Raw genomic sequence first — 26,973 nt, 5'->3', positions numbered from 1 at the left:
CCTTATGTCTTCGTCGGCGGCGTGCCGCGGGTGTGAAAACTCTCGATGGTCTTCAGCCCCCAGGCCTGCCCTTTCTTCCTGTCAGCCTCCGTCCAGCAAACGGGCTGCCAATCCGGGGCAAGGATCAGCCGGGCACCGGCGTTGGCCAGTTCCACCCGGTTGCCCGCCGGTTCCCAGACATAGAGGAAGAACGTGCCCTGAATGGCGTGCTTGTGCGGCCCCGTTTCGATATGGACGCCGTTCTGCAGAAAGATATCGGCGGCCCGCAGGATATCCTCGCGCTGGTCGGTGGCATAGGTGACGTGGTGGAGACGGCCATCACCGCCGCCATGTTCCTCGGTGCACGCCAGATCATAGGTCTTGTTGTTGACGGTAAACCAGCAGCCGCCGACACGGCCGTTGTCGAGTTGGATGTACTCGGTCACGCGGGAGCCGAGGCAGATTTCCATGAAGTCGCGGAATGCGCCGACATCGCTGCTGAGCAGGTTGACGTGGTCGATCCGGCGTGGCGCGGCCCCCGTGAAGGCGGAGGCGGTATTCTTGAGCGCGGCAATCTCTGTCTCGTCGTGCGGCGCGTACCAGTTCGTCTCGTAGTAGATTTCGAACACGTGCCCGAACGGGTCTTCGAAGGCGAAGGCCGGTCCGTGGCTGGCGTCACCTTCGTTCCAGCCCAGCACCTTGTGCCCACTGGCCTTGATGGCCGCGACCCGCCCGGCCAGTGCATCGGGCGAAGCGGCGCGGTAACCGATATGGCCAACCCCCGTCGTCGCCGCCCGTGTAAGTTTCAGCGTGCAGGTCTCATAATCGTCCCACGCCCGCAGATAGGCACTGTCCTCATCCTGCGACGAGAGTTTCAGCCCGTAGATTCGCGTGAAAAAGTCGAGGCTGTCGTCGAAACGGTCCGTCAGCATCTCCACATGGCCAAGATGGGCGATATCGCCGGTCATATGTCCTCCCCCTGCCCCGTTATCCGGTGACCATTCGCAGAACCCCATGTCTGGCCGGTTTCGCCGACGCTCACAACATATCCACCGTTCGCGGGAAGACCGACTGGAAGCCTTCGGCAAACTTGCAATCGCGCCCTCCGGACATGCCGCCGGAGTTTCGCTTGAAATGGTTGGCCCGCTGCTGGGCGACGCGGGTATAATATTCCCACAGATGCACCTGACCGTTCATGCATTCCATCGCCTTCCGCTTCTTGTCCCACACCGGCGTGATGTCGAGAAACACATCCGGCTTCCAACCCATCTGCTCCGTCTGATGCGGCTCGAACAGGTAGAGTTGCGGCGCACCCAGCACATTTTCGCCGGGGTTATGCCCCCAGGCCTGCGCGATCATCCGGGCCTCCAGCGCGATTTGAGTCATGTACATGTGGTCCGTGTTGTACGGGTCATATTGGCTGTGACTCATCATGAAGCTGGGCTGCACCGCGCGGATCAGGTCGACCAGCCGGAACTTGTCCTCTTTTTCCAGATGCAGCGGGTAATCGCCCAGATCGAAGCATTCCAGCCGATGCGCGCCAAGCACTGTCGCCGCCGCCTCGGCCTCTCCGCGACGAATGTCCTTCACCTCCTGCAGGCTTTTGCCATCCTTCCAGAGCCGGGCGCTCTCGCCGCGCTCACCGAAGGACAGGCAGGCGACCGTCACCTCGCACCCCATTTCGGCATGAAGCGCGATGGCGCCGCCACAGCGCCAGACGAAATCCGCCGCATGGGCGCTGATGATCAGTGCTGTTCTGACGTCCGCCAACCTGTCCTCCCGCTCCGATTGTTCCAAGTGAACGGCCAATCGGCGGTGCGATGCAATTCAGTTGCGGTTCCTGGGGTATAAATTCATGCTATAGCTTGTCCATGACTTGTGCTTCTCCCCTGCCCTACTACACGTTGATGCGGCCCCGATGATCGGCGGCAACCTCCGCCATCTTCGCGTGTTTCTGGTGGTGGCAGACACCGGTTCCGTCAGCGAGGCGGCGGCCCGCAACCTCGTGACCCAGCCCGCTGTCAGCCAATCCATCGCCAAGCTGGAACGGCTGGCAACGGCATCCCTGTTCGAACGTCGTGCCCATGGCCTGTACCTGACCCCCGCGGGCAACGTGCTGCGCGCGCGGGTGGTGCGGGCGCTGGCGCTGCTGGACAAAGCCCTGATCGACATCGCACCCCGCCTGCCAGCGACCACCACGCGCACGCAACTTGAAACACTCATCGCTGCCTGTGCGGCGGGCAACTTCACCCTCGCGGCCCGTCACCTCGGCCGGGCGCAACCGACGGTCCACCGCGCCGTCAGCCAGTTGGAACGGGCAGCGGGGCGAGCGTTGTTCCGGCGCAGCGCATCCGGCATCCTGCCCGGACGGGCCGCACTCGCGCTGGCGCAGGCGGCGCAACTGGCCTTTGCCGAACTGGCGCAGGCCGATGCCGAAATCGGAGACATGACCGGGCGGGAAGTGGGCCGCATTACGGTTGCCGCAACGCCGCTGTCGCGATCCCACGTTCTGCCACGCGCCCTGTCCGCCTTCCGCAATGAGGGGCGCAGGCTGCCGATCACGGTACTGGACGGCAGCTATGAGCAATTGTTAGGCGGCGTCCGCACGGGCGAGATCGACTTTCTGGTCGGCGCCCTGCGTAGCCCTGTGCCGATCGACGACATCGTGCAGGAACGGCTGTTCGACGACCGGCTTGTCATTTTTTGCGGCAATGGCCATCCCCTGCTGTCGGCGGCAGCGGTGACGCTGGCGGAAATGACGGATTATCCATGGCTGGTGCCGCAGCTCGGAACGCCGACCCGCGAGCAGTTCGAGGCCGTCTTCCATGGCGCCGCGCTCTGCCTGCCCGAAACCTTGGTCGAAACCGGATCCGTCAACCTGATGCGGGAGATGGTGCAGGACGGTCGCCACCTCGCCTGCATTTCGCGGCTGCAGGCACGGCCGGAAATCGAACGTGACGTGGTCAAGGTGCTGCCCGTCGCCCTGGCGGATGCTGCCCGGCCCATCGGCATCACCTGCCGGCGGGCGTGGCGACCAACACCGGCACAGGCACGTCTGCTTGACCTGATCCGAACCATCGGCGCGGCGGCCGAGACCATCAGGTGAGACGCAGCCGTAAGCATTGGGGGCTTTGCCGCCACTGCCTGGCCCTTCTATGGTCGCGCAAACGACTACGGGAATCAGGGCATTGCAGATCGCGTTCATCGGCTTCGGCGAGGCCGGATCGGCCATCGCTTCCGGCTGGGAACCGGACAGACATTCGGTTGCCGCCTATGACATCAAGACAGAGGCGCAGGCGACAGTCGTCGACATCCGGGCGCGATGTGCCGAGCATGGCGTGATCTGTTGTGCCACTCTGGCGGAGGCACTGGCCGGGGCGGAGCTTGTCTTCTCCACCGTCACCGCCGATCAGGCCGTCGTGGCAGCGACGCAGGCGGCGGCGCACCTGCCACGGGACGCTTTCTTTTGCGACCTCAACTCCTGCGCACCGTCCTCGAAACGGCGGGCGGAGGCGATCATCGCCGGTGTTGGCGCGCGCTACGTGGATGTCGCGGTGATGGCGCCTGTCTGGCCGAAGCGCAACATGGTGCCGCTGCTGATCTCCGGCCCGCACGCCGCGGCTGCGTGCCCTGTTCTCACCTCTCTGCCAATGGCTCCCCGCGTCGTCACCGGTGCTGTCGGGCGGGCCTCGGCGATCAAGATGATCCGCTCTGTCATGGTCAAGGGGCTGGAGGCTCTGACGGCCGAGTGCGTGCTGGCAGCCGTCGCCGCAGGGGTGGAGGATGAGGTTCTACCCTCGCTGCTGCACGGGCATCCGCACATGGATGTGGCTGCAGCCGCCGCCTATAACTTCGAGCGATCGATGGCCCACGGCGAGCGTCGGGCCGCCGAAATGGAGGAGGTGGCAAAGACCCTCGCGGATCTCGGGCTTCCCAGTGGCATGTCGGCGGCAACCGTACACTGGCAAAGGGCTATCGCCGCCGCCGCGCGGGCCGGTGCAGACGTTGAAAACGCCGACGGCATTCAGGAAATCGCCGCGCAACTCCTCCCGTCGATCCGCCGCCCGCCCGGATGACACGCAGCTTCCGCGGCGGGCGGGATGTCTGTTTCCGGCGCCGAAAGGTCGCGAATGGTTCCCAAAACGGTCGCTGCCCGGTTGACCTTCCCGGCTGCATGGCGTGCAATGGCGCCCAAGGTGCCGCCACAAAGCACCGCCTCAACATATTCCCGGCGCGTCCCCGCGCGCCAGTGGGCAACAGGTCTGACAGGGAGTTTTCGATGACCCAAGATACAATCAATGGCAAGCCGCTGCATCCGGCGGTGAAAATGTATACCGAAGACGCGATCGCGGGCCGCATGGACCGGCGCGAGTTCCTCGCCACTGTCAGTTCCCTCGGCGTGACGACCGCCGCCGCCTACGGGCTGCTCGGCCTCGCCGCGCCGGCACCGGCGCGCGCGCAGGACGCCGGTGGCACATTGCGGATGCAGATGCTGATCAAGCGCGTGCAGGACCCGCGTATCTTCGACTGGTCCGAGATGGGCAACGTCGGCCGCGGTGTCTGTGAAAACCTCGTTCGCTACACCAAGGATTTCACCTTCGAGCCATGGCTGCTGGAGGGCTGGGAAGTCTCCGACGATGCCATGACCTATACGCTGAATGTCCGTCAGGGCGTCACGTGGAACAACGGCGATGCGTTCACTGCCGACGACGTGATCTACAACCTCACCCGCTGGTGCGACAAGGCGGCGGAGGGCAACTCCATGGCCAGCCGCATGACTTCCCTGATCGACGAGGAAGCGGGCACGGTTGCCGATGGCGTGATCGAGAAGGTCGATGATTTCACCATCAAGCTGAACCTGCTGGCCGCGGACATCACACTGATCGCGGGCTTCGCCGACTACCCGGGCCTGCTGGTCCACCCGACGTTCGACGAGACAGGCGCGGACCTTGGCGCCAACCCTATCGGCACCGGACCCTACCTGCTGGAGGAGATGGAGGTCGGCGTGAAGGCAACGCTTGCCAAGCGCGGCGAATGGTGGGGCGGCGACGTCGCACTCGACCGGATCGAATACATCGACTACGGCACCGATCCCTCGGCCTTCATCGCTGCCTTCGAGGCGGAGGAGATCGACGCCAACTACGAATCCAACGGTGAATATGTCGACATTCTCGACAGCCTCGGCCTCGTCAAATCCGAAGCCGTCACGGCCACCACCGTCGTCTGCCGCATGAACGTCGAGGCAGAGGTCGACGGCGTGAAACCCTATGCCGACCAGCGGGTGCGCAACGCCATCCAGCTTGCGGTGGACAACTCGGTCGTGCTGGAGCTCGGCATCAACGGTCTCGGCCAGACGGCCGAAAACCACCATGTCGGCCCGATGCACCCGGAGTACGCCGACATTGGCATGCCCGAGCGTGATCCCGCCAGAGCCTTGGAATTGCTCGAAGAAGCCGGGATGGCCGACTACGAGCACGATCTCATCTCCATCGATGATGATTACCGCCGCGCCACCACCGACGCCATCGCCGCGCAGATGCGCGACGCGGGCATCAACGTGAAACGGACGATCCTGCCCGGCGCCACGTTCTGGAACGACTGGACGAAGTATCCCTTCTCCACCACCAACTGGAACATGCGCCCGCTCGGCGTGCAGATCCTGGCGCTCGCCTACCGCTCCGGCGAGGCGTGGAACGAGGCAGCCTACTCGAACCCAGAGTTCGACGCCAAGCTGACCGAGGCGCTGGCCATCGCCGACGCGGACAAGCGCCGCGAGATCATGACCGACATCGAGCAGATCCTTCAGGATTCGGGCGTCATCATCCAGCCCTACTGGCGTTCGCTCTTCCGCCATACGACCGACAAGGTACAGGGTGCCGAACAGCACCCAACCTACGAGCATCACCACGATCTCTGGTCAATCTCGGCCTGATCGGGGCCGGAGGGGGCGGCCTTGCCCCCTCCCCTTCCTGAGCCAGCCGTCAACGGGGGCCAGCCATGCTTTCATTCATTCTGCAACGTACCGGTGTGATGCTGCTGACAGCACTCTGCCTGACGTTCATCGTTTTCTATCTCACCAACCTTGAACCCAACCTGGAGAAACTGGCCAAGGAACAGGCCAACAACCGGATGACGGACGAGCAGGTGGAAACCTGGCTGGAGCGGAACGGCTACCGCCGACCGCTGCTGGTGCGCTACGGCGAGTGGCTGGCCGGTGTCGCCACCGGCGACCTAGGCCGTTCGACAAGGTTCGACCAACCCGTTGCCCCGATGGTCGCCGAGCGACTGGGCCACACCGGCAAACTGATGTTCTGGGTGATGATCACCATGGTTCCGGGGGCATTGCTGATCGGGGTGCTCGCCGGGATGCGCGAAGGTTCGGTGACGGACCGAACGCTTTCCACCGCCTCCATCGCCACCACGGCGACGCCGGAATACGTATCAGGTGTGATCTTCGCGATCATATTCGCCTCCTCCGCCGTCGGGCTGAAATGGATGAAGGCCAGCGCCACGACGGCAACCGAGAACATAACTTTCGAAAACTTCGCCCTGCCGGTGATGACCATGGCGATTTATGGCATGGGCTACATTGCCCGGATGACACGGGCGAGCATGGCCGAAGTGATGACTGCGCAATATATCCGCACCGCCCGGCTCAAGGGCGTTTCTTTTCGCAACATCGTCATCAAGCACGCGCTGCGCAATGCGCTGATTGCGCCGTTCACCGTGATCATGCTGCAGTTCCCGTGGCTGCTGACAGGCGTGGTGATCGTGGAGACGCTGTTCAACTTCAAGGGCTTTGGCTGGATGATGGTCGAGGCCGCGCAGACGAATGACATCGAGTTGCTGCTCGCCTGCTCCGTCGTCGCCGTCTTCGTCGTGCTGGTGACGCAGCTGATCTCCGATATCGGTTACGTCTATCTCAACCCCCGCATCCGCGTAAGGTAAGCATATGGATTTGTTAAGCTGGGGTCAGATCATCGCCATCGCCCTCTGGCAGTTTCTGCCGGTCTGGATCGCCCTCGTCGCCGTGTTCGGATTGTCGATTGTGTTCAAGGAGAAGCTGTCGCTGTATGGGCGGCTCTTCGATAGCTGGATCGGCATGATCGGCCTCGCCATTGTCCTCTTCTGGGTTTTCACCGCGATCTTTGCCGACATGATCGCGATGTACGATCCACGTGCCCAGATCTCCGGCCTGAAGAACAAGGTGCCCGGTACGCCCGTGCCGGGGGTCGAGGAAGCCTGGTACATCTTCGGCGGTGACAATCTCGCCCGCGACGTCTTTTCCCGCATGGTCTATGGCTCGCGCACCGTGCTGCAGATCGCACCGCCGGCCACTCTGCTCGCCTTCATCGTCGGCATCACCCTCGGCCTGCCTGCCGGCTACTTCTCCGGCAGGGTGGACACGATCCTCACATTCCTCGCCAACCTCGTGCTGGCCTTCCCGGTGATCCTGCTGTTCTTCCTGCTCGTCACGCCCGAGATCCGCGAGACCGGCATCCCGACTTACCTGGCGGCGGTGCTCTTCCTCATCCCGATCCTGTTTTTCGTGATCCTGTTCCAGACGCGGTTCTCGACACGGCCGGACGTGCTCTGGATCTACCTCGCCGTCACGCTCGTCATCGGCTTCTGGGCCTACTCCGGCCTCGCCTTCAACCGCGATCCGCTCGGCGTTTTCTCGATGGATCCGAACCTTCTGAACATCTTCGTCTCGGTTGTGTTCGTGAACTCGCCCACCGTCTTCCGTATCGTGCGCGGGCTGACGATGGACATCAAGACACGCGACTATGTCGCGGCCGCCCAGACGCGCGGCGAAAGCCCGTGGTACATCATGCTGTGGGAGATCCTGCCCAATGCGCGCGGGCCGCTGATCGTGGATTTCTGCCTCCGGATCGGCTACACTACGATCCTTCTCGGCACGCTCGGCTTCTTCGGCCTGGGCGTTGACCCTGAAAGTTCCGACTGGGGAATGACCATCAACGAGGGCCGCAAGCTCCTCTCCATTTTCCCGCATCCCGCCCTGCCGCCCGCGCTGGCGCTGATGTCGCTGGTGCTCGGCCTAAACCTGCTGGCCGACGGCCTGCGTGAACAGAGCTTGAAAGATTGAGTCATGAAGATCCGCATAGTCCCTGCCACGGCACTCGCCGTCCTCCTCTCCCTTGCCGCCTGCGCCGACCCGAAGGCGGAAGGACCGATCGCCTACGAAACCCCACACGGGGTGGAGGTGACCCGCGCGCAGCAGATCACGCTAGGCAACGGGCAGCGGGGATGGGAAATTTCCTGCATGCAGACCACCGAGGGCTGCCAGTACCGCGCCGCCGACATCTGCAGCCCACGCGGCTATTCGATCTATGCCACGGGGCTGCAGGCACGCACCCTGCTCTCTTTACAGCGCGGTGTGCGTCTCCAGATTTCCTGTCTGTGAGTGCCGATGGTTTGCCATACCAAATCCATACCGAAACCATACTGAATCCAGCTTTCGCCAGAGGGGTAGCGGCATGACCAAATGGGACTATGACGGCCCGATCCTCGAAATCGAAAATCTCTCGATTTCCTTCTTCACCCGTGCCGGAGAGATCCCCGCGGTGATGGATTTCTCCTGCACCGTGCAACCCGGCGAGGCGATGGGGCTGGTCGGCGAAAGCGGGTGCGGCAAGAGCACGGTCGCGCTGGGCGTGATGCAAGACCTTGGCAAGAATGGGAAAATCGTCGGCGGCTCAATCAAGTTCAAGGGGCGCAACCTCAACGAGATGAGCCAGGCGCAACTGCGCGATCTGCGCGGCTCCGAAATTGCGATGATCTATCAGGAACCAATGGCCAGCCTCAATCCGGCGATGAAGATCGGCAAGCAGCTTATGGAAGTGCCGATGATCCATGAAAACATGGGAAAATCAGACGCTTACAAGCTGGCACTGGAGGTCGTGGAGGCTGTCCGCCTGCCTGACCCCGCGCGAATGCTGAACAGTTTTCCACACCAGCTTTCCGGCGGTCAGCAGCAGCGCATCGTCATCGCGATGGCCCTGATGTCCAAGCCGTCACTGCTCATTCTGGATGAGCCGACCACCGCGCTCGACGTGACGGTGGAAGCCGGAATTGTCGATCTTGTCAAGGACTTGGGCAAGAAGTTCGGCACCTCGATGCTCTTCATATCGCACAATCTCGGCCTCGTGCTGGAGACCTGCGACAGGCTCTGTGTGATGTATTCCGGAGAGGCGGTTGAAACCGGCTCCATCGGCGACGTGTTCGACAAGATGCGCCACCCGTACACGCAGGGCCTCTTCCGCTCGATCCCCCTGCCCGGCGCCGACAAGAACAGCCGCCCCCTCATTGCCATTCCCGGCAACTTCCCCTTGCCGCACGAACGCCCAAGGGGCTGCAATTTTGGGCCGCGGTGCAATTATTTCGTTGCCGGCCAATGCGATAAGCGCGAAATCCGGATGTTCGACGTGCCAGGTGATGATCGCCACGAATCCCGCTGCGTCCGGTTTCAGAATATCGACTGGGCGGCCAAGCCCGATGTTTCGATCGGCGGGGAAACCACCGCCGCCGGAGATGTCGTCCTGCGTGTCGACGAGTTGAAGAAATACTATGAAGTCGCTGCTTCCGCGCTATTTTCCGGTGGCGAGAAGAGGGTCGTCAAGGCCAACGAAACGCTCAGCTTCGAGGCCCGTGAGGCCGAGACCCTGGCCATCGTCGGTGAATCCGGTTGCGGCAAATCCACCCTCGCCAAGGTCCTGCTCGGACTGGAGACGGCAACGGATGGCAAGGTTCTCCTTGAAAACAGGGAGATCGGTGACACCGAGATCGAGAAGCGCGACACACGAACCGTCGCCGACGTGCAGATGGTGTTCCAGAACCCGTTCGACACGCTCAACCCTTCCCACAGCGTAGGCAGCCAGATCGTTCGAGTGCTCGAAAAGTTCAAAGTCGGCAATTCCGTCGCCGAGCGGCAGGAGAAAATGCTGCAACTACTTGATCTTGTGAAACTTCCCCGCGAGTTCGCCACCCGCAAGCCGCGGCAGCTTTCCGGCGGCCAGAAACAGCGCATCGGCATTGCCCGCGCCTTTGCCGGCGGCCCGAAGGTCGTGGTGGCGGACGAACCCGTCTCGGCCCTGGATGTCTCCGTGCAGGCCGCCGTGACGGATCTTCTGATGGAAATTCAGCGTGAGAGCCGGACCACCATGCTGTTCATCAGCCACGATCTGTCCATCGTGCGCTACCTCGCCGACCGTGTGATGGTGATGTATCTCGGTCATGTGGTGGAGATGGGCACCACCGAACAGGTTTTCGCGCCACCCTATCATCCCTACACCGAGGCATTGCTTTCGGCCGTGCCGATCGCGGACACGAGCGTCAGGAAGAAGCACGTCGTCCTCGAAGGTGATATCCCCTCCGCAATGGACCCACCCTCGGGCTGCCCGTTCCAGACACGATGTCCGCGCAAGCAGCTTGTGCCGGGCACGCTGTGCGAAGACGAAGTGCCGCCGATGCGCCAGCTTGCCAGCGGCCACCAGGTGAAATGCCACTTGTCCGATGAGATCTTCGCGGAAATGGAACCGGTGATCGTCCTGACCGCTGCCGAATAACTACCTGTGCTTGTCGAGCGTGTTCGGCTGGCGCTTCTTCTTGTCCTTGTAAGGGTTCTCACCCGCCCGCAGGAACAGCCGGATCGGCGTGCCCGGCATATCAAAGTCTCGTCGTAAGCCATTGACAAGAAAACGTTTGTAGCTGTCGGGCAACGCGTCCGGCACCGAGCAGAACAGCACGAAGGTGGGCGGCCGGGTCTTTATCTGCGTCATGTAGCGCAGGCGTATGCGTCGTCCGCCGGGTGCAGGGGGCGGATGCGCGGAAATCTCGTCGGCAAGCCAGCGGTTCAGACGTGCGGTTGAAATGCGGCTGTTCCACGTGGCGTGAGCGTCGCGGATCGCCTGTTGGAGTTTGTCGAGGCCCCGACCGGTGGCTGCTGAAACCCAGACGACAGGTGCCCCCTTGAGCTGCGGCAGCAGCCGTGTCGCCGCCTCGCGCAGGGCCTTCGCCTTCTCGGACTTTTCGTCCTCCAGATCCCACTTGTTGATCGCAATCACCACTGCCCGGCCCTCACGCTCCGCTAGATCGGCAATGCGCAGGTCCTGTTGCTCGAACGGTATCTGTACATCCAGAAGGATAACCACGACCTCGGCGAACTTTACGGCCCTAAGTCCATCGGATACGGAGAGTTTTTCGAGCTTTTCCTGCACCTTGGCGCGTTTGCGCATCCCGGCCGTATCGAAAATACGATAGGGCTGTCCGTCCCAGATGGTATTCACGGAGATCGCATCGCGGGTGATGCCGGCTTCGGGGCCGGTCAGCAATCTGTCCTCGCCGATGATCCGGTTGATCAGCGTCGATTTGCCCGCGTTGGGGCGGCCGACGACGGCAATCTGAATGGGGCGGCCCTCCGGGATCGGAGCAGCATTGCCGTCCTCGTCGACACTGTCGTCAATCCGGGGCAGCATGCCCGCCTCTTCATCCGCACGCTCAACTTCCGGGCGCAGTTCCTGCAGGCGACGATAGAGGTCTTCCATGCCTTCGCCATGCTCGGCGGAAAGCTGAACCGGCTCTCCCAGTCCGAGTGAGTAGGCATCGTAGAAGCCGCCCTCCCCGGCCCTGCCTTCGGCCTTGTTGGCAGCGAGGATCACGTGACGGGCACGTTTGCGCAGGATTTCGGCGAAGAACTGGTCACCGCCGACGATACCTTCCCTTGCATCGATGATGAACAGGCAGATATCGGCCTCGTCGACCGCGCGCTCCGTCAGGCGTCGCATGCGGCCCTGAAGGCTCTCATCCGTCGCTTCTTCCAGACCGGCAGTGTCGATAACGGTGAAACGAAGGTCTCCCAGTCGCGCCGCGCCCTCACGCAAGTCACGCGTAACGCCCGGCTGATCATCAACCAGCGCCAGGCGCTTTCCAACCAACCGATTGAAAAGCGTGGATTTTCCCACGTTGGGGCGGCCGACTATGGCGAGTTTGAAGGTCATGACATTCCTGCGGGCTCTGGCAGGTCACACCCGCCGAGCCCGCCAACTATCCGGTTTTGCGGGCTTTGGAAAGCCCGTTACTGGTAGGCGACGAGAACGCCATCCGTCGTGACGACATAGAGCACACCGCCGGCAATTGCGGGAGCAGCCCCCGCACCGGCGGGAATTTCGACCGATCCGAGATAGGCCCCGGACAGGGGATTGTAGCTGCGCAGCAGGCCGTCGCCGGATGCCACAATCAGTCTGCCGCCTGCGAGCAGTGGGCCGAAGTGCGGCACGGCGTTCTTGCGTATCTCCGGGCGTTTCCACTCCGGCAAAGGCGATTTCCACACCAACTTGCCGGTGTCGGCCCGCAGCCGCAAAAGCTCACCGATGTCAGAGACCATGAAGATGTCGCCGCCGACTGGTAGCACGGGGCCATATGCACCGTCCTGCATCGTCCACAACCGTTCGCCCGAGCGGCGATCCAGCGCGACGAGACGTCCTGCCTGGCTGGCGGCATAGACAATGTCGATGTCGATCACCGGATCACCGGAAATATCACCGATCCGGCTCCGTACGAATTCTCGCCGCCCACCAGACACCGCCGCGGACCAGACGCCACGGCCCGTGTCGACCAGCGCTGCCGTGACCTCGCCGGACTGGAACGGCAGGATCGCCACCGGCCCCCGGATTGCCGGGCTGGCGCCGCCGAGCAGGCCTGCGCCCTGGCTGGCGCCGGAAAGCTGCCATTCGAGTTCGCCGGTCGCAAGATCGATGCCGTAAGCAACGTCATGGCGTGAAATCGCGACCACGCGGTCGCCGGAAACGGCCGGTGCGGCGCGGATGGCACCGTCGAGAAGGCGGCGCCAGAGGATGTCCCCTGTTGACGGGTCGAGGCGCAGCACCTCACCGAACCCGGTAGTCACCACCAATGCACCGCCTTCATAGGCGAAACCGCCGCCGAAACCTTCGCCGGCACGCTCACCCTCGGGTGTCAGAGCCGTCTGCCACAAGATACGGCCGGCAGTGCTGACCGCGGTTGCCCGCGCGTTGGAATCAAGCGTGTAGATGCGCCCTTCGGCCACCATCGGGCTGGCCAGTATGCGGACGCGGCGGCCGTCTCCGGCACCCACGGAAGTGGACCAGATGCGCTGTGGCGTAGCCGAGAGGGCGAGATGTCCGGGAATGTGCACGGAGTTACCCCGCACATGCGTCCAGTCGGCATTGGCGCGGGCTGCCGGAATCGAGAGCGGCACCGGCTGTGCGGGCCCGGCTTCCTCTGCCAGATCCAGAATTTCGCTTACGCCGGGGCGGATCGACTCGCGCTCTCCCGGCAGGATCACCTCCGGTTCCGAACAGGCGGCCAGAAGGGGCAACAGCAAGGCCAACAGGCGGCCCGGGGTCATGATCGTGAAGTGCATGCTGGCTTATCCGTCCGTTGGCAGCAGGTCCGCGCCGGTTTCCTGCTCCGGCAATTCGCCGCCGAGAGCGATGATCAGTTGCGTGGCGCGACTGCGGCCGGAGGACGAGGCCGTCGGCGACTCGACAATTCGTGTCAGATCGGCGAGGGCAGCTTCGGTATCACCTTGTTCCAGCGCCAGAGCCGCCATCTGCTCCAGTGCCAGATCCTGAAGGGGATGCCCGGCCAGCGACAGGTTTTCCAACAGCGCCCGGCGCTCCGCCACCGTGTCCTGTCCTTGCAGCAGCATGGCGATCTTCATCGCGGCGATATCGGCATAGCGGGTATCGACGCCACTGCCGCCCTGCACTGCCCGCAATGTGTCGATCGCGGCCTCACGGTCGCCTTCGCGCGCCTGGACTGCGGCCAGTTGCATCCGGGCAAGAACCTCGGCGTCGCCACCTTCCGCCACCAGCGCCTGCAGCCCTGCGGCACGGTCCGCGGCGTCTTCGGCGGTGAGAGCCGCCATCATCGCATCGCCCGTGGCTTCCGCCTCGGCGCGGGCAGATGCCTTGAGATACTCGTTCACGCCTATCCCGCCGATGAGCAGAACCACCGCGCCGATGAGAAAAGGCGCGTTTCGCCGCATCGTCTTGATCATCTTGTCCCGGCGGACCTCTTCGGTCACTTCTTCGAGAAAGGAATCGGTCTCGGACACGTAAAATCTCCTCCACTTGCGTTGGCGGACCATAAACCGTCGCCCGAGGCGATGCCAACCCGGAAACGGCTGCGCATATCCGCAGAAGACTGTGCGTTTTTTCACCATCATCGCGCAATCCTCTGCGGCACGCTTGATCGCCAAGTAAGAACCGCTTACATAGCGCGAGAACGGTTTCGGACATGACGTGCGATCCGATCGGGGGATACTTACGTAAAAAGGTCTGTCGTAACGACTGGTTTCCGATTGGTCCTGAGGTGCGCCGGACCGGCATTTAGACTGAAAGATCGTTTGATGCGGATATTGTCATTTCTCACTGCGTGCCTTGTGGCATTGTTTCTCTATGCCGTGATCATGGAGCGCGACGCCCTGCGCGCTCTTGCCGGTAACACTGATGAGGTGGAGCTGGCGCAGGCAGACACCAGCGGAGAGGCAAGCGCCGATCAGGTGACGGGTGCCGTCGCCGGTGGTCCTGTGCGCGTGGTCGTGCAGGTGTCGGAGGCAGAACCGGTGCAGAGCGGCCTCGTACTCGCCGGCCGGACGGAGGCGGCCCGCAAGGTCGAGGTGAAAGCGGAGACGGCTGGTCTCGTTGTGTCGGAACCGCTGCAAAAGGGTGCGACCGTTCAGGCCGGCGAGCTTATGTGCAAACTGGATGCCGGAACGCGGGAAGCTTCGCTGGCAGAGGCACGGGCACGCCAGATCGAGGCGGAGACGAATTTCGAGACTGCCACGAAACTGTCGGAACGCGGTTTCCAATCCGAAACATCCGCCATCGCCGCAAAGGCCGGTCTTGAAAGTGCCATGGCCATGGTCAGCCAGGCCGAGAAGGAAATCGAGCGGCTGGAGATCCGCGCGCCCTTCAACGGAATACTCGAAAGCGACACGGCGGAGCTTGGCGCACTTCTTCAACCGGGCGCTTCCTGCGGGACACTGATCGCGCTCGACCCGATCAAGCTGGTTGGCTACGTTCCGGAAACGGAAGTCGAGAAACTCAAGCTCGGCGCGCAAGCCGGTGGCCGTCTCTCGACCGGTCGGGATGTGACGGGAACCGTCAGCTTTGTCTCCCGCTCCGCCGATCCGCTGACGCGGACATTTCAGGTGGAGGTCGATGTGCCGAACTCGGATGGCAGCATCCGCGATGGCATCAGCGTCGATATCCTGATCGGCTTGGAGGCAGGCCAAGGCCACCTGTTGCCGCAATCCGCCCTGACGCTCAATGACGACGGTGCCCTGGGTGTGCGTCTTAACGACAATGGGGTCGCCCGTTTCGCGCCGGTGACGATCCTCCGCGACTCGGCCGAAGGGATGTGGCTGGCGGGGCTGCCGGACCGGGCCGAAGTCATCGTCGTTGGCCAGGATTTCGTTGTTGACGGCCGGGCGATCACGCCAAGCTACCGCAGCGCCGAGGAGCCGACGCAATGACCGGTATCGTCGATTGGGCCAGCGGCCGAGCCCGTATGATCATAGCCTTCGTGATCTTGTCGATCACGGCCGGCATCTACTCCTATATTGGCCTGCCGAAAGAAGGCGAGCCGGATATCGAGGTGCCGGTCCTTTTCGTCTCCGTGCCCTTCCCCGGCATCTCCGCCGAGGATTCGGAAAAGCTGCTGGTGAAGCCTCTTGAAACGAACCTGCGAGATCTCGACGGGCTGAAGAACATCACGGCCACTGCGTCCGAAGGTTATGCCGGCGTGGCGCTGGAGTTCGAGTTCGGCTGGGACAAGTCCGCGACATTGGCAGATGTGCGCGACAAGGTCAGCAACGCCGAAGCCGATTTTCCCGACGGGGCGGAGCAGTACTCCATCAACGAGATCAACTTCTCGGAATTCCCGATCCTCGTCGTCTCGCTTTCCGGGGCGGTGCCGGAGCGGACATTGCTGCGTGTTCTGAAAGACCTTCAGGATGATGTCGAGAGCCTGCCATCGGTGCTGGAGGCGGGGCTGGCCGGCCACCGGGACGAGATGGTCGAGGTTCTGATCGACCCGCTGAAACTCGAAGCCTATAACGTGACGGCCGGTGAACTGCTGAACGTCGTCGTCAACAACAACCAGTTGATCGCCGCCGGTGAAGTGGAAAGCGCATCCGGTGCTTTCTCCGTCAAGATTCCGTCTGCCTTCGATGATGTCTCGGACGTCTATGGCCTGCCAGTGAAGGTCAACGGCGACCGTGTGATCACCCTTGGCGATCTGGCCGACATCCGCCTGACCTTCGAGGATGCCGAGGGCACCGCCCGCTACAACGGTGAAAAGACGGTCGCGCTGCAGATCGTCAAGCGCAAGGGCTTCAATGTCATCGAAACGGCCAGCACGGTGCGGGAAACGGTGTCCGCCTCAGTCGCCGAATGGCCAGAGGAATTGCGCGAAGCGATCCGCGTCGAGTTTTCCATGGATACCTCCAAGGAAGTGGCCAGTATGGTCAGCCAGCTTGAAGCTTCGGTGCTGACAGCCATAGCACTGGTGATGATCGTGGTGCTGGGCGCGCTCGGCGTCCGCTCGGCCCTGCTGGTCGGATTCGCGATCCCGACGTCGTTCATGCTGTGCTTCGCGTTGTTGAACGTCTTCGGCATCTCGATTTCCAACATTGTCATGTTCGGTCTGATTCTGGCTGTCGGAATGCTGGTCGACGGAGCCATCGTCGTTGTCGAATACGCGGATAAGGAGATCCAGAAGGGCATGGGGCCAATGCGGGCTTATGCCGCCGCCGCAAAACGCATGTTCTGGCCGATCATCTCATCTACCGCCACGACGCTCTGCGCGTTCCTGCCGATGCTGTTCTGGCCCGGTGTGGCGGGAGAGTTCATGGGCAATCTGCCTGTCACTCTGATCTTCGTGCTGTCAGCCTCGCTGATCGTGGCACTGGTCTATCTGCCGGTGGTCGGCGGTATTGCCGGACGGCTTTCTCGCTCCATCAACCGTGGCGCCAACTCCCTGCGCCGCAGCTTGCCTTGGCTCGTGCGCGCCTTGCTGACCTTTGTGCCGATTGCCGTGCTGTATGTTGCCTTCACGATGATGCTGGGCGGTCAGCTTGTGCCCGGTCTTGTCCTCTTCGCACTCGCCTGGATGGCTCTTTCCACCATCGGCGGGTCGCTGATGCCGGCGCAGAGAGACAAGGTGGAGAAGGCAGGTTACCGGCGCACGGCGTTTGGCCATTTCATCCATTTCATCGCCGGCAATCCGGTCATGCCTTTCGTGTCCATCGCCGCCGTGGCGATCTTCATCATCGGCGTATTCAGCTACTTCGGCGAGAACAACAACGGTGTCGAATTTTTCGTGGAGAGCGAGCCGGAACGGGCAATCGCCTATGTGCGTGCACGCGGCAACCTGAGCCTGGAGGAAAAGGACGCGTTTGTCCGGGAAGTCGAGGGCCATATCGCCGATGTTCCCGGCGTCAAATCTATGTTTGCCTTCGCCGGCTCCGGCGGTCTGAACCAGAACACCGGCGGCGAGCAGGCCCCCATCGACGCCGTTGGCCAGGTCCAGATCGAACTCGATCCGTGGCAGGAACGCTATGCCGGCGGGCCGGAGTTGCGCGGCCATGCTATTTTGTCGGAGATTAACGACCGCTTGTCGCAGATCCCGGGCATTGCCGCCGAGATCAAGGACGCGGCCATGGGCCCGGCCTCTGGCAAGCCGGTCCACCTGCGCCTGAAATCCAATGACTGGGAAGAGTTGCAGGCTGCGACGGCCGCGGCACGGGAACATTTCCAAACGGTTCCCGGCCTTCGGGACATCGAGGATACCCGCCCCCTGCCCGGCATCGACTGGCAGATCAATGTCGACGTGGAAAAGGCCGGGCGCTTCGGCGCGGATGTCGCCACCGTTGGCGCCATGGTCCAACTCGTCACCCGAGGACTGACGCTCGACACCATGCGGGTCGACAGTTCCGACGAGGAGATCGACATCCGGGTCAGATTGCCGGAGGCCGATCGCCGTCTATCAACGCTCGATACGTTGCGCGTGCGCACGGCTGATGGGCTGGTGCCGCTGTCCAACTTCATTTCCCGCGAGCCGGTAGAGAAACTTGGCAAGATCGACCGCATTGACGGCAGCCGCTATTTCGACGTGAAGGCCGATGTCGAGGCGGGTTATTCCGCCCTTGTCCGCCTGCACAGCGAGGAAGCGGAGGACGGCACCGTCACCACCACTTCCGAGAGCCTCGGGCTGCTGAGCACTGTTGAAGACCCGGCCGACGGTTATGATCTCGTTCAGACGAAACAGGGGCCCATGTATGCGCTGTTTCCGTTTCTGACCGACAAGGCCTATTTCAACATCATCTCGGCGGAGAATGGGGCCAGCGCGGCCGACCTGCAGGCCGTTCTCGATGGCGGCGAAGAGATCGCCATCAGGCCCGTGACGCCCGGTGACCGCATCGAGCTGATCACCGATTGGCTCAGCGCTGGTACATTGCCTGCTGCCGTCACCTACGAGTGGACAGGGGATCAGGAGGACGAGAAGGAAAGCCAGGAGTTCCTTGGGTCCGCCTTCACAGGTGCGCTAGGGCTGATGTTCGTGATCCTGCTGACGCAGTTCAACTCGGTCTACAACTCCGTGCTCGTACTGCTCGCCGTGGTGATGTCGGTCACCGGCTGCCTGATCGGCATGCTGGTCATGGGCCAACCCTTCTCGGTGATCATGACAGGCACCGGCATCGTCGCGCTGGCCGGCATCGTGGTGAACAACAATATCGTGTTGATCGACACCTATCAGGAATTCAGCCAGTACATGCCGCGACTGGAGGCGATCACCCGCACCGCAGAGGCTCGTATCCGTCCGGTGCTGCTGACCACGATTACCACCATAGCCGGACTGACGCCGATGGTCATCGGCCTGTCAGTGGATTTCGTCAACGGTGGCTATGATATCGATGCACCGACCTCGCTCTGGTGGAAACAGTTGGCGACGGCGGTCGTCTTCGGCCTCGGCCTCGCCACGATTCTGACGCTGATCGTCACCCCGGCCCTGCTGGCTGTGCGCGTATGGGCCTCGAAAGGTGCCTACGGGGCGATGATGCTGGCGCTTGCCACACTGCGTGGCCGCGATGCCCGTATCTCGCGTGACAGACGGTTGAACCGCGACAGTCGCAAGACACGCGGCCAGGCAATCGACTGGGTCGAGGAAGAACCGGTGATCCGTCTGGAACGTCCGATCTTCATGGGCAAGCCACGCGCCGCTGAATAACAACGGCTGCCCGCTGGAAGCCTTCCGGCCGGGCAGCGGGCGAAGGCCGCCCCATTCCAAATCAGTCCGGCTGGCCTGCGGCTCTCTGCGGCCTCGTCAGGCGGCGTCGCTTTCCTCGGACTGCTGGGTTGCCCACATGCGGGCATAGCGACCCCCACGGGCCAGCAGGCTCTCGTGCGTGCCTTCCTCGACCACATGCCCCTGTTCAAGCACCACGATCTTGTCGGCATGAACGACGGTGGAAAGGCGATGGGCGATGGTGATGACACTGCGGCCCTCACCCATGGCGCGAAGGCTGTCCTGAATATCCCGCTCGGTTTCCGTATCGAGGGCGGAGGTCGCCTCGTCCAGCAACAGGATGGGCGGGTTCTTCAGCAGCGTCCGCGCGATCCCCACGCGCTGCTTCTCGCCGCCTGACAGTTTCAGACCCCGTTCGCCAACCGTAGTATCGTAACCTTCCGGCAGGCTCATGATGAAGTCGTGAATTTGTGCGGAACGGGCCGCGGCCTCCACGGCATCCTGTCCCGCCTCCGGGCGGCCGTAGGCGATGTTGTAGCCGATGGTGTCGTTGAACAGCACCGTATCCTGAGGCACAACGCCGATCTGAGAGCGCAGGCTTTCCTGTGTTACATCGCGCACATCCTGGCCATCGATGCGCAGAGCCCCGGCCTCGACATCGTAGAAGCGGAACAGAAGCCGTCCGATGGTCGATTTGCCGGAACCGGAGGGACCGACGACCGCAACAGTCTGGCCCGGTTGCACGTCCAGGTCCAGCTTGTGCAGGATCGTGCGATTGCCGTTGTAGCCGAAGCGCACGCCGTCGAAGGTAATGCGCCCTCCGGAAACCGCCAGCGCCGGTGCGCCCGGCTTGTCGGATATCTCGGCCGGCTGTTCCAGAAGGTCGAACATGTCACCCATATCGACCAGCGCCTGCCTGATCTCGCGGTAGACGGTACCGAGAAAATTCAACGGCATCGTGATCTGCACCATGTAGGCATTGATCATGACGAACTGGCCGACAGTGAGATCCCCCCGGCCCACGGCGAGTGCGCCCATCAGCATAACCGCAACCAGCCCGCCTGTGATCAGAACCGATTGGCCGAAGTTGAGAAAAGCAAGCGATTTTAGAGTCTTGACTGCCGCGGTTTCGTAACCGGCCATCGACTGGTCATAGCGTTCCGCCTCGCGGCCCTCGGCCCCGAAATATTTGACGGTCTCGAAGTTCAGCAGGCTGTCGATGGCCTTCTGATTGGCATTGGTGTCCTGGTCGTTCATCTCCTTGCGGATCTTCACCCGCCATTCCGTGACCGCAAACGTAAACCAGACATAGAGTGCGATGGTCAGCGCGACGACGAGAAGATAGCTGACACCGAATGCGAAGAAGAAGATGCCGCAGACAAACAGCAATTCCAGCGCCAGAGGGCCCATTGAGAACAGCAGGAAGCGCAGCAGGAACTCTACGCCCTTCACTCCGCGCTCGATGATCCGCGAAAGTCCGCCTGTCTTGCGGGTGATGTGATAGCGCAGACTCAGCGCGTGGATATGCCGGAAGGTTTCCAGCGCCAGTTGGCGCAGTGCCCCCTGCCCGACACGGGCAAAGACCGCATCGCGCAACTGATTGAAACCGACGGAGGCCAGCCGCATGGCACCGTAGGCCAGCACCAAACCGACACTGGAGGAGATCAGCAGAAAGGCCGTGTCACCGTTCTCCGGCGCCAGCGAATCCACCGCCGCGCCGAAAAAGGCCGGGATCGCCACAGTCACCACCTTGCCCAGCACCAGCGCGATCATTGCCAGCACAACCCGGATCTTTACGTCCGTCCGACCTTCCGGCCAGAGATAGGGGCCGACCTTGCGGACAGTGCGCATGGCGCTCCTGCCTTCGGTGGTCGCATTCGGTCTCGCTTCGGCCGCGTCGGGGGCAGCCGTGGCTTCGGATGTGTCTGTCATATGGCTCTTTCCGGCAGTGCCCGTTGTATTTAGGCAGTACCCCGGAAATTGTCCACCGACGCTGTCCTACTCCTGCGGCGCATCCGGCAGGCTGAAAATCTGGCCGGGATAGATCAGGTCGGGATCACGGATAAGGTTGCGGTTGGCGGCGAAAATCTGGGTATAGCTGAAACCGTTACCATAGCGTTCCTCTGCCATCACCCAGAGCGTGTTTCCCGGTTGCACGGTGATCTCCGACAGCGATGCCTGTGCCGCCAGTTCCGGAAAAACCCGCTGGAACGGGCTCTCGACCCGGCTATCGACACTGCCATCCGCCGCAAGCGCATCGACGCGCAGTATGTAGCGGCCTTCCTCGACCTCATCTAGTTTTGCATCCCAAGTGCCGTCCGCACGACTGGCAACATCCTTCACGGCCGCACCGTCGACATAGATGCGGATGGTCTGTTCCCGCGGGCTGCGGCCCGAGAGAACCACCGCACCGGCGCTATCATAGGTGATCGCATCCAGCGTCACGCTTGAGACTTTTCCAAGCCCGCCAGGGGCCGTAACCCGAACCACCTCGCCGGGGCCGTCCTTGCGCAATACGGCCGGCGCCGCCTCGGTGCCGTCCTCGGCACTTACGGGCAGCAGCAACACGGTCTTGACGCCTTCCGCCAGTTCACCGGCCTGATTTTCTGCCAGCAATGACAGGATCAGGCCTTCGTTGGAGGCAGGTGTCTGGATAAAGGCGACGAATTCTCCGCGGGAATCCGCCTCGGCCGTGGCGATTTCGGATCCGCCGGCCATCACGCGGACAACGGTGCCGGGTTCCGCACGACCGGCAACGACACCGCCGCCGCGCTCGTCGACACGCACGAGATCGAATTCGGGCAGGCCCGGCGCTTCATTGTCCGGTGTGAGGGGGCGGGCCGCCGCTGACGGCTCGCTCTCGTCGACCTCCGGGTCGTCCCCCGGCTCGATGACAACGTCATTGCTGTCCGCCGGTGTGGTGGCGGCGATCTCCTCACCGATATCGCTTGTCGCCACTGGCGCCGTGGCCTCTGCTGCCTCGTCTTCAGCGGAAGCATTCGCATCCGATCCCGGCTCGGTGGTTGCCACAGCAACCTCCTCACCTTCGCCTGGCGATTGTGCCGCGTCAGGTGATGGCGTTTCCCCCACTATATCCTCGACTGCGGGCACAGCCGTGGGCTGTTCTCCGGTTTCATCCGTTGTAGAAGGTCGGGCCGTCGTGGTCTCTTCGGCCGACACAGTTTCTGCCGCGTCTTCCGATCCGGCAATTGCGGGCGCGTCACTCTCCGAACCCGTCGCTGCGGCCGTCCCATCAGCCGCTGCCCCATCGGACGCCACCGTGGCGGCCTGAACAGGTGTTTCTGTACCTTGAGCGGTTTCAGGGGAGGCATCGTCGGGCATCGTGCGCCAGCCAAGCGGGTCGGCCACATAGCCGATGACGCCAAACAACAGCAGGACCACGGCAATGATCTTGCCGGTCCCGGCCCGTTTCACGCCCGAGGTGGCGCTGTCACTTTCGGCCCCAGTCATCCCTACTCCCGAACTCCCATTCCGGTGCCTTTCTGTCCAGGCATGCGGAAACCACTCGCGTTCCCGGCAATTGCCAGCCAAAATGCGCGAAATACGAAACCTTTACAAGACAAGAGGATACAGGCAGTGCCTCAAGCAACGCAATTTTCCGTCTGCGTATTCTGCGGCTCGCGACCCGGAAACGACCCGGCCTTCATGGAGGCGGCGACCGAACTCGGCCAGAGCCTCGCGCAGAACAGCCTGCGGCTCGTCTATGGCGCTGGCGATGTCGGCTTGATGGGCGCGGTCGCGCGGGCGGCACAGCTTGCCGGAGCCGAGACCTTCGGTGTCATTCCGGTTCACCTGATGCGGGCGGAAGTCGGCAAGCGCGACCTTACCAGCTTCGTCGTCACGGAAACGATGCATGAGCGCAAGAAGGTGATGTTCATGAACGCCGATGCCATCGTTACCCTGCCCGGCGGCCCCGGATCGCTGGACGAGTTGTTCGAGGTACTGACATGGGCACAACTCAGCCTGCACACGAAGCCGGTCTATTTGCTTAACACCCGTGGATACTGGGATCCGCTACTGGCACTGCTGGACAACATCACGGACAATGGCTTTGCCGACCCGTCGTTCCGCGATCTCCTGCAGGTAGTAGGCAGCGTGCCGGATTTGATGGCAGCCTTGCAGAAGCGCATTCATTAGCCCATTGCCTACGCGCAGAAAGAGAGCAATCGGTAGAGACCTTATGGCATCGACGCCCCCCCTTCGCCCAACGAACGAGTTGTTCGATTACCTGTGCCCCGGCGTCCACAAGGCGGGGACGACATGGCTGCACGCGATGCTGAAACAGCACCCGGGAACCGCGATGCCGATGACCAAGGAAGTCAATTTCTTCAACAACATCTACCGGGGCATCACGTATCCGAACGCCATCCGCAAGAACGCATTGAAGGCGAACAGGCGGGCATACCGGCAGTTGCGCAAACTCAATTTCCGTTCCGCACTGGCCTATCGTGCCATCGCGAAGGGTGCTGCCACGCCTGACACGAACTGGTATCGGCAAGTCTTCGACGTGCTGCCAAAGGATCGCAGGATCGGCGAATTCACACCGGACTATTTCTTCCTCGGTGAGGAAGTGGTGAAGGAAATCAAACGCTTGGCACCCGCGGCGAAGGTGATCATCTTCGTGCGCGAGCCGGTTGCGCGGATGGTATCCGCCCTGTCGATGGGTATCGGAATGAAGCCGGATCTTTCGCAGAAGCACCGTGTGAAGGCCGATCTCTTCCAAAGCAGGGGCGACTACCTGAGCAACGTGCCGATTTGGGATGATGTGTTCGGCGACAACGTCCTCTACATTCCCTTCGGCGACATCGGTTCGAACCCGCGCGAAACCATCCGCCGGATCGAAGACTTCATCGGCCTTGAAGCCTTCGACGGATACGCGGACCTCGATCGCAAGCGCAACAGCCACACCGGCAAGGTGGAGGTCGCCCCCGAAACCATTTCCCTGATAGAGGAGTTTGCCGCTCCCCAAAGGGATTTCCTTCAGAAAAGGTTCGGCGTGGATTTCTGCGCCCGAATATAAAAAGGGCGCCCACAGGCGCCCTTTCGCATCGGTCGGAAACCTCTGATCAGGCGCTGGCCAGACGCTCCGCCACATTTTCCCAGTTCACCAGTTTCTCGAGGAAATTGTCGAGGTAGGCCGGGCGCTTGTTGCGGAAGTCGATGTAGTAGGAATGCTCCCACACATCGCAGCCCAGAAGCGCCGTCTGGTTGAAGCACAGCGGGTTTACGCCGTTCTCGGTTTTCGTCACCTTCAGTGTGCCGTCCGTGTCGACCACCAGCCAGGCCCAGCCGGACCCGAACTGGCCTGCGCCGGCTGCGGCAAACTCTTTTTTGAAGTCGGCGACGGAGCCGAAGGCATCGGTGATGCGGCTCTCCAGTTCCGACGGCATGGCGTTGCCGTCAGGCCCCATCATTTCCCAGAACTGGTTGTGATTCCAGAGTTGGCTGATGTTGTTGAAAAGGCCAGACTGGGCGACCGCATCCGGTTGATATGTGGCTTTAACGATCTCTTCCAGAGACTTGCCTTCATGGCCGGAACCGTCGAGCAGCTTGTTGCCGTTGTCGACATAGGCCTTGTGGTGAATGTCATGGTGATATTCCAGCGTCTCCTTTGACATACCGGCCGAAGCAAGCGCGTCGTGGGCATAGGGAAGATCGGGAAGTTCGAAAGCCATTGTCAGTCTCCTGTTGAGGCGAGATTCTCAGAGCGGAACGCTTGGTCGGAGTATAGGTTCCGGATCTGGGAGGAAAAGCGCCAATTGTCTTTTGACATATCTCTCCCGCCCCCTGCTACACCGGAAGTGCCGCCAGTCCAATCCTGCGCCCCTCAGAAAGCAGGATATTGTATGTCCGGCAGGCAGATGGGCTGGACATCAATTCAACACCTATGCCCGCGGCTTCCAGTGCCTGATGGATCGCGGTATCGAGCGGTGCGATGTCGGAGCCCATTCCAACCAACAGTACATCGATATCATCCGCACGGTCGAGAAAGGGTTGCACATCCGGCCAGCCCCGCCAAGACAGCGGGCCGCCCGGCATCACCGCCAGTGGGCCATGCCGTTCTTCTCCGCCAAGGCGGAAAAAGCCGGCACCGTAGCCGTCTACCGGCTGCCCGGTCTCGAACACGACCTCGTTCATCCGCATGGTCTACCTCCGTTCCACGACCAGCACCGGTGAGTCCGCCGCCCGGTCCTTCAGCGACATCATCATCAGCCCATCGTTTTCCACGCATCGTGGTTTCCCGCCCGACGGCGAGAACAGCTCCACCGGCACAGGGATGATGTCGCAACCCAACGGGTCGGCAAAACCTATGGCCGCGAAACCATCATAAAAGAAAAAGCTCTGATTGAAACCGCTGCAGGCATTGGCCCGCTGCCCCGTCTCAGCCCTGATCAGCTCCCGCACGTCCTGCCCCGGATCTCCCAGGCAGACAACGCTCCAGCCTTCGGGGGCAAACGCCTTCACCGCGATGCGGCCCTCTTCGGCCATCCGCGTGGCCATGGCCTGCGCCCGCTCCGGCTTCGGGCCGTTGAACGCCAGAAACAGCGCCGCACTGCCGACAGTGACCCCCGCCAGCACCAGCCCCATGCGCAGCGCATGGGCGGAGCGTTCCAGCATGCCGATGAACTTGTCGAACCGGCTCTGGTACATGTTCCGCCCCCTTGTGCGGCCCGGCTGTCAGGCGTCGATGTTGGCGAACTGGGTGCCAGCGCCGCCACCATCTTCAGGCTTGCTCCAGTCGCGCTTCACATCCAGCTTCAACAGGATCGGCGAAGCGATGAAGATCGACGAGTAGGTGCCGACAACGATGCCCCAGATCATGGCGAACGAGAACCCTCGGATCACCTCGCCACCGAGGACGTAAAGTGCCACGAGAGCGATCAGGGTTGTCAGTGATGTCATAAGGGTCCGGCTCAGCGTTTCGTTGATGGAAAGGTTGAGCACCTCAGCCAGCGGGGTTTGCTTGAAGCGGCGAAGATTCTCCCTCACGCGGTCGAATACGACGACGGTGTCGTTCAGCGAATAGCCGACGATCGTCAGAATCGCGGCGATGATCGACAGGTTGAATTCGATTTGCGTCAGCGAGAACACCCCGATTGTCAGGATCACGTCATGGACCAGCGCGGCCACGGCGCCGACGGAGAACTGCCATTCGAACCTTAGCCAGATGTAGACAAGTACCGCGCCGATGGCGAGCAGCACAGCCAGCACGCCGGCCTGAACGAGTTCGCCGGAGACCTTGGCACCAACGCTATCGGTCTGGAGATAGACGATCCCCGGAAATGTCTCGGTCAGCGCGCCTTTTACCTGGGCAATCACGTCCTGCTGGATGGTCTCGTCACCGTCCGCCTGCTCGATCCGCATGGTCACCTGGTTGGGCACCGCACCGGTCAGTTCCCCGGCGGGATCAGATATCTCCGTCACAGTGAAGTCGCCGATATCGAGCGCCTCCAGCGTCGAGCGATAGGTAGAGAGATCCGCAGGCTCCTCTGTTGCCGCGGTGATCATGGAACCACCGCGGAAATCGATGCCGAAATTCAGCCCCATCATGAAGAACACGACGATGGAGGCGACGATGAAAAAGCCGGAAATGGCAACGCCAATCGGGCCGAACTTCATGAAGTCGAAATGCGTCTCTTCCGGGACAAGTCGCAAGCGCAT

At 62.2% G+C, this 26,973-nt stretch carries 22 protein-coding genes; 11 read left to right on the top strand and 11 right to left on the bottom strand.

What is annotated here, in order from left to right; translation table 11 throughout:
• Nucleotides 1-2: 2 nt before the first annotated feature.
• Entirely contained in the window at nucleotides 3-947 is a 945-nt protein-coding gene (locus GO499_RS06005) for a VOC family protein (protein WP_161861349.1), read from the bottom strand.
• 70 nt (nucleotides 948-1,017) lie between these two features.
• Complete coding sequence (locus GO499_RS06000; protein ID WP_161861348.1) at nucleotides 1,018-1,749, bottom strand: PIG-L deacetylase family protein; 732 nt, start codon at nucleotides 1,747-1,749, stop codon at nucleotides 1,018-1,020.
• 148 nt (nucleotides 1,750-1,897) lie between these two features.
• Here GO499_RS06000 and GO499_RS05995 point away from each other — a divergent pair, with 148 nt between their 5' ends.
• The 7 genes from GO499_RS05995 to GO499_RS05965 all read left to right on the top strand — a co-directional run bounded on the left by GO499_RS05995 (nucleotide 1,898) and on the right by GO499_RS05965 (nucleotide 10,565).
• Entirely contained in the window at nucleotides 1,898-3,085 is a 1,188-nt protein-coding gene (locus GO499_RS05995) for a LysR family transcriptional regulator (RefSeq protein WP_161861347.1), read from the top strand.
• A gap of 82 nt (nucleotides 3,086-3,167) precedes the next feature.
• A complete protein-coding gene (locus tag GO499_RS05990; protein WP_161861346.1) occupies nucleotides 3,168-4,055 on the top strand; it encodes an NAD(P)-dependent oxidoreductase in 888 nt (295 codons plus the stop codon).
• Between the two features lie 203 nt (nucleotides 4,056-4,258).
• Nucleotides 4,259-5,911 (top strand): ABC transporter substrate-binding protein, encoded by a 1,653-nt coding sequence (locus GO499_RS05985; RefSeq protein WP_161861345.1) that lies wholly within the window; start codon nucleotides 4,259-4,261, stop codon nucleotides 5,909-5,911.
• 65 nt (nucleotides 5,912-5,976) lie between these two features.
• Nucleotides 5,977-6,927 carry an ABC transporter permease gene (locus GO499_RS05980; protein ID WP_161861344.1) on the top strand — a complete coding sequence of 317 codons (951 nt, stop codon included), beginning with the start codon at nucleotides 5,977-5,979 and terminating at the stop codon, nucleotides 6,925-6,927.
• 4 nt (nucleotides 6,928-6,931) lie between these two features.
• Nucleotides 6,932-8,086 carry an ABC transporter permease gene (locus GO499_RS05975; protein WP_161861343.1) on the top strand — a complete coding sequence of 385 codons (1,155 nt, stop codon included), beginning with the start codon at nucleotides 6,932-6,934 and terminating at the stop codon, nucleotides 8,084-8,086.
• A gap of 3 nt (nucleotides 8,087-8,089) precedes the next feature.
• The gene (locus GO499_RS05970) at nucleotides 8,090-8,404 is read left to right on the top strand and encodes a hypothetical protein (protein WP_161861342.1); all 315 of its coding nucleotides are present in this window, start codon (nucleotides 8,090-8,092) and stop codon (nucleotides 8,402-8,404) included.
• Nucleotides 8,405-8,477: 73 nt separating this feature from the next.
• Nucleotides 8,478-10,565: a dipeptide ABC transporter ATP-binding protein gene (locus GO499_RS05965; RefSeq protein ID WP_161861341.1), complete on the top strand. Its 2,088-nt coding sequence runs from the start codon at nucleotides 8,478-8,480 to the stop codon at nucleotides 10,563-10,565.
• Here the strand turns inward: GO499_RS05965 and der are convergent, their stop codons facing one another.
• The 3 genes from der to GO499_RS05950 all read right to left on the bottom strand — a co-directional run bounded on the left by der (nucleotide 10,566) and on the right by GO499_RS05950 (nucleotide 14,095).
• Nucleotides 10,566-11,996, bottom strand: coding sequence for a ribosome biogenesis GTPase Der (gene der, locus GO499_RS05960; RefSeq protein ID WP_161861340.1), 1,431 nt, complete (start codon nucleotides 11,994-11,996; stop codon nucleotides 10,566-10,568).
• Nucleotides 11,997-12,073: 77 nt separating this feature from the next.
• Complete coding sequence (locus tag GO499_RS05955) at nucleotides 12,074-13,399, bottom strand: PQQ-binding-like beta-propeller repeat protein (protein ID WP_161861339.1); 1,326 nt, start codon at nucleotides 13,397-13,399, stop codon at nucleotides 12,074-12,076.
• 6 nt (nucleotides 13,400-13,405) lie between these two features.
• Nucleotides 13,406-14,095 (bottom strand): tetratricopeptide repeat protein, encoded by a 690-nt coding sequence (locus tag GO499_RS05950; protein ID WP_161861338.1) that lies wholly within the window; start codon nucleotides 14,093-14,095, stop codon nucleotides 13,406-13,408.
• A gap of 294 nt (nucleotides 14,096-14,389) precedes the next feature.
• On the opposite strand from GO499_RS05950, the gene GO499_RS05945 reads away from it, so the two are divergent.
• Nucleotides 14,390-15,517, top strand: a complete 1,128-nt coding sequence (locus GO499_RS05945) for an efflux RND transporter periplasmic adaptor subunit (protein WP_161861337.1) — start codon at nucleotides 14,390-14,392, stop codon at nucleotides 15,515-15,517.
• Nucleotides 15,514-19,272 (top strand): efflux RND transporter permease subunit, encoded by a 3,759-nt coding sequence (locus GO499_RS05940; protein ID WP_161861336.1) that lies wholly within the window; start codon nucleotides 15,514-15,516, stop codon nucleotides 19,270-19,272. The genes GO499_RS05945 and GO499_RS05940 overlap by 4 nt, the downstream gene beginning before the upstream one ends.
• 96 nt (nucleotides 19,273-19,368) lie before the next feature.
• On the opposite strand, the gene GO499_RS05935 is transcribed toward GO499_RS05940, so the two are convergent.
• Together GO499_RS05935 and GO499_RS05930 are read right to left on the bottom strand one after the other, a co-directional pair.
• Entirely contained in the window at nucleotides 19,369-21,222 is a 1,854-nt protein-coding gene (locus GO499_RS05935; RefSeq protein WP_161861335.1) for an ABCB family ABC transporter ATP-binding protein/permease, read from the bottom strand.
• 66 nt (nucleotides 21,223-21,288) lie between these two features.
• Complete coding sequence (locus GO499_RS05930; RefSeq protein WP_161861334.1) at nucleotides 21,289-22,761, bottom strand: LysM peptidoglycan-binding domain-containing protein; 1,473 nt, start codon at nucleotides 22,759-22,761, stop codon at nucleotides 21,289-21,291.
• Between the two features lie 195 nt (nucleotides 22,762-22,956).
• On the opposite strand from GO499_RS05930, the gene GO499_RS05925 reads away from it, so the two are divergent.
• Both GO499_RS05925 and GO499_RS05920 read left to right on the top strand, forming a co-directional pair.
• Entirely contained in the window at nucleotides 22,957-23,448 is a 492-nt protein-coding gene (locus GO499_RS05925; protein ID WP_284154978.1) for an LOG family protein, read from the top strand.
• 43 nt (nucleotides 23,449-23,491) lie between these two features.
• The gene (locus tag GO499_RS05920; protein WP_161861332.1) at nucleotides 23,492-24,331 is read left to right on the top strand and encodes a sulfotransferase family protein; all 840 of its coding nucleotides are present in this window, start codon (nucleotides 23,492-23,494) and stop codon (nucleotides 24,329-24,331) included.
• Between the two features lie 46 nt (nucleotides 24,332-24,377).
• Here the strand turns inward: GO499_RS05920 and GO499_RS05915 are convergent, their stop codons facing one another.
• The 4 genes from GO499_RS05915 to secF all read right to left on the bottom strand — a co-directional run bounded on the left by GO499_RS05915 (nucleotide 24,378) and on the right by secF (nucleotide 26,973).
• On the bottom strand, nucleotides 24,378-24,986 hold the full coding sequence (locus tag GO499_RS05915; protein WP_161861331.1) for a superoxide dismutase: 609 nt from the start codon (nucleotides 24,984-24,986) through the stop codon (nucleotides 24,378-24,380).
• Between the two features lie 115 nt (nucleotides 24,987-25,101).
• Entirely contained in the window at nucleotides 25,102-25,455 is a 354-nt protein-coding gene (locus GO499_RS05910; RefSeq protein ID WP_161861330.1) for an Mth938-like domain-containing protein, read from the bottom strand.
• A 3-nt stretch (nucleotides 25,456-25,458) separates the two neighbouring features.
• Nucleotides 25,459-25,962, bottom strand: coding sequence for a hypothetical protein (locus tag GO499_RS05905; protein ID WP_161861329.1), 504 nt, complete (start codon nucleotides 25,960-25,962; stop codon nucleotides 25,459-25,461).
• Between the two features lie 27 nt (nucleotides 25,963-25,989).
• Nucleotides 25,990-26,973, bottom strand: coding sequence for a protein translocase subunit SecF (gene secF, locus GO499_RS05900; RefSeq protein WP_161861328.1), 984 nt, complete (start codon nucleotides 26,971-26,973; stop codon nucleotides 25,990-25,992).

The organism is Algicella marina, from assembly GCF_009931615.1.
In the GTDB taxonomy this organism is placed as follows: Bacteria; Pseudomonadota; Alphaproteobacteria; order Rhodobacterales; family Rhodobacteraceae; genus Algicella; species Algicella marina.
The sequence above is the reverse complement of the archived record's forward strand: the minus strand, read 5'-3'. Positions and strand labels throughout refer to the sequence as shown.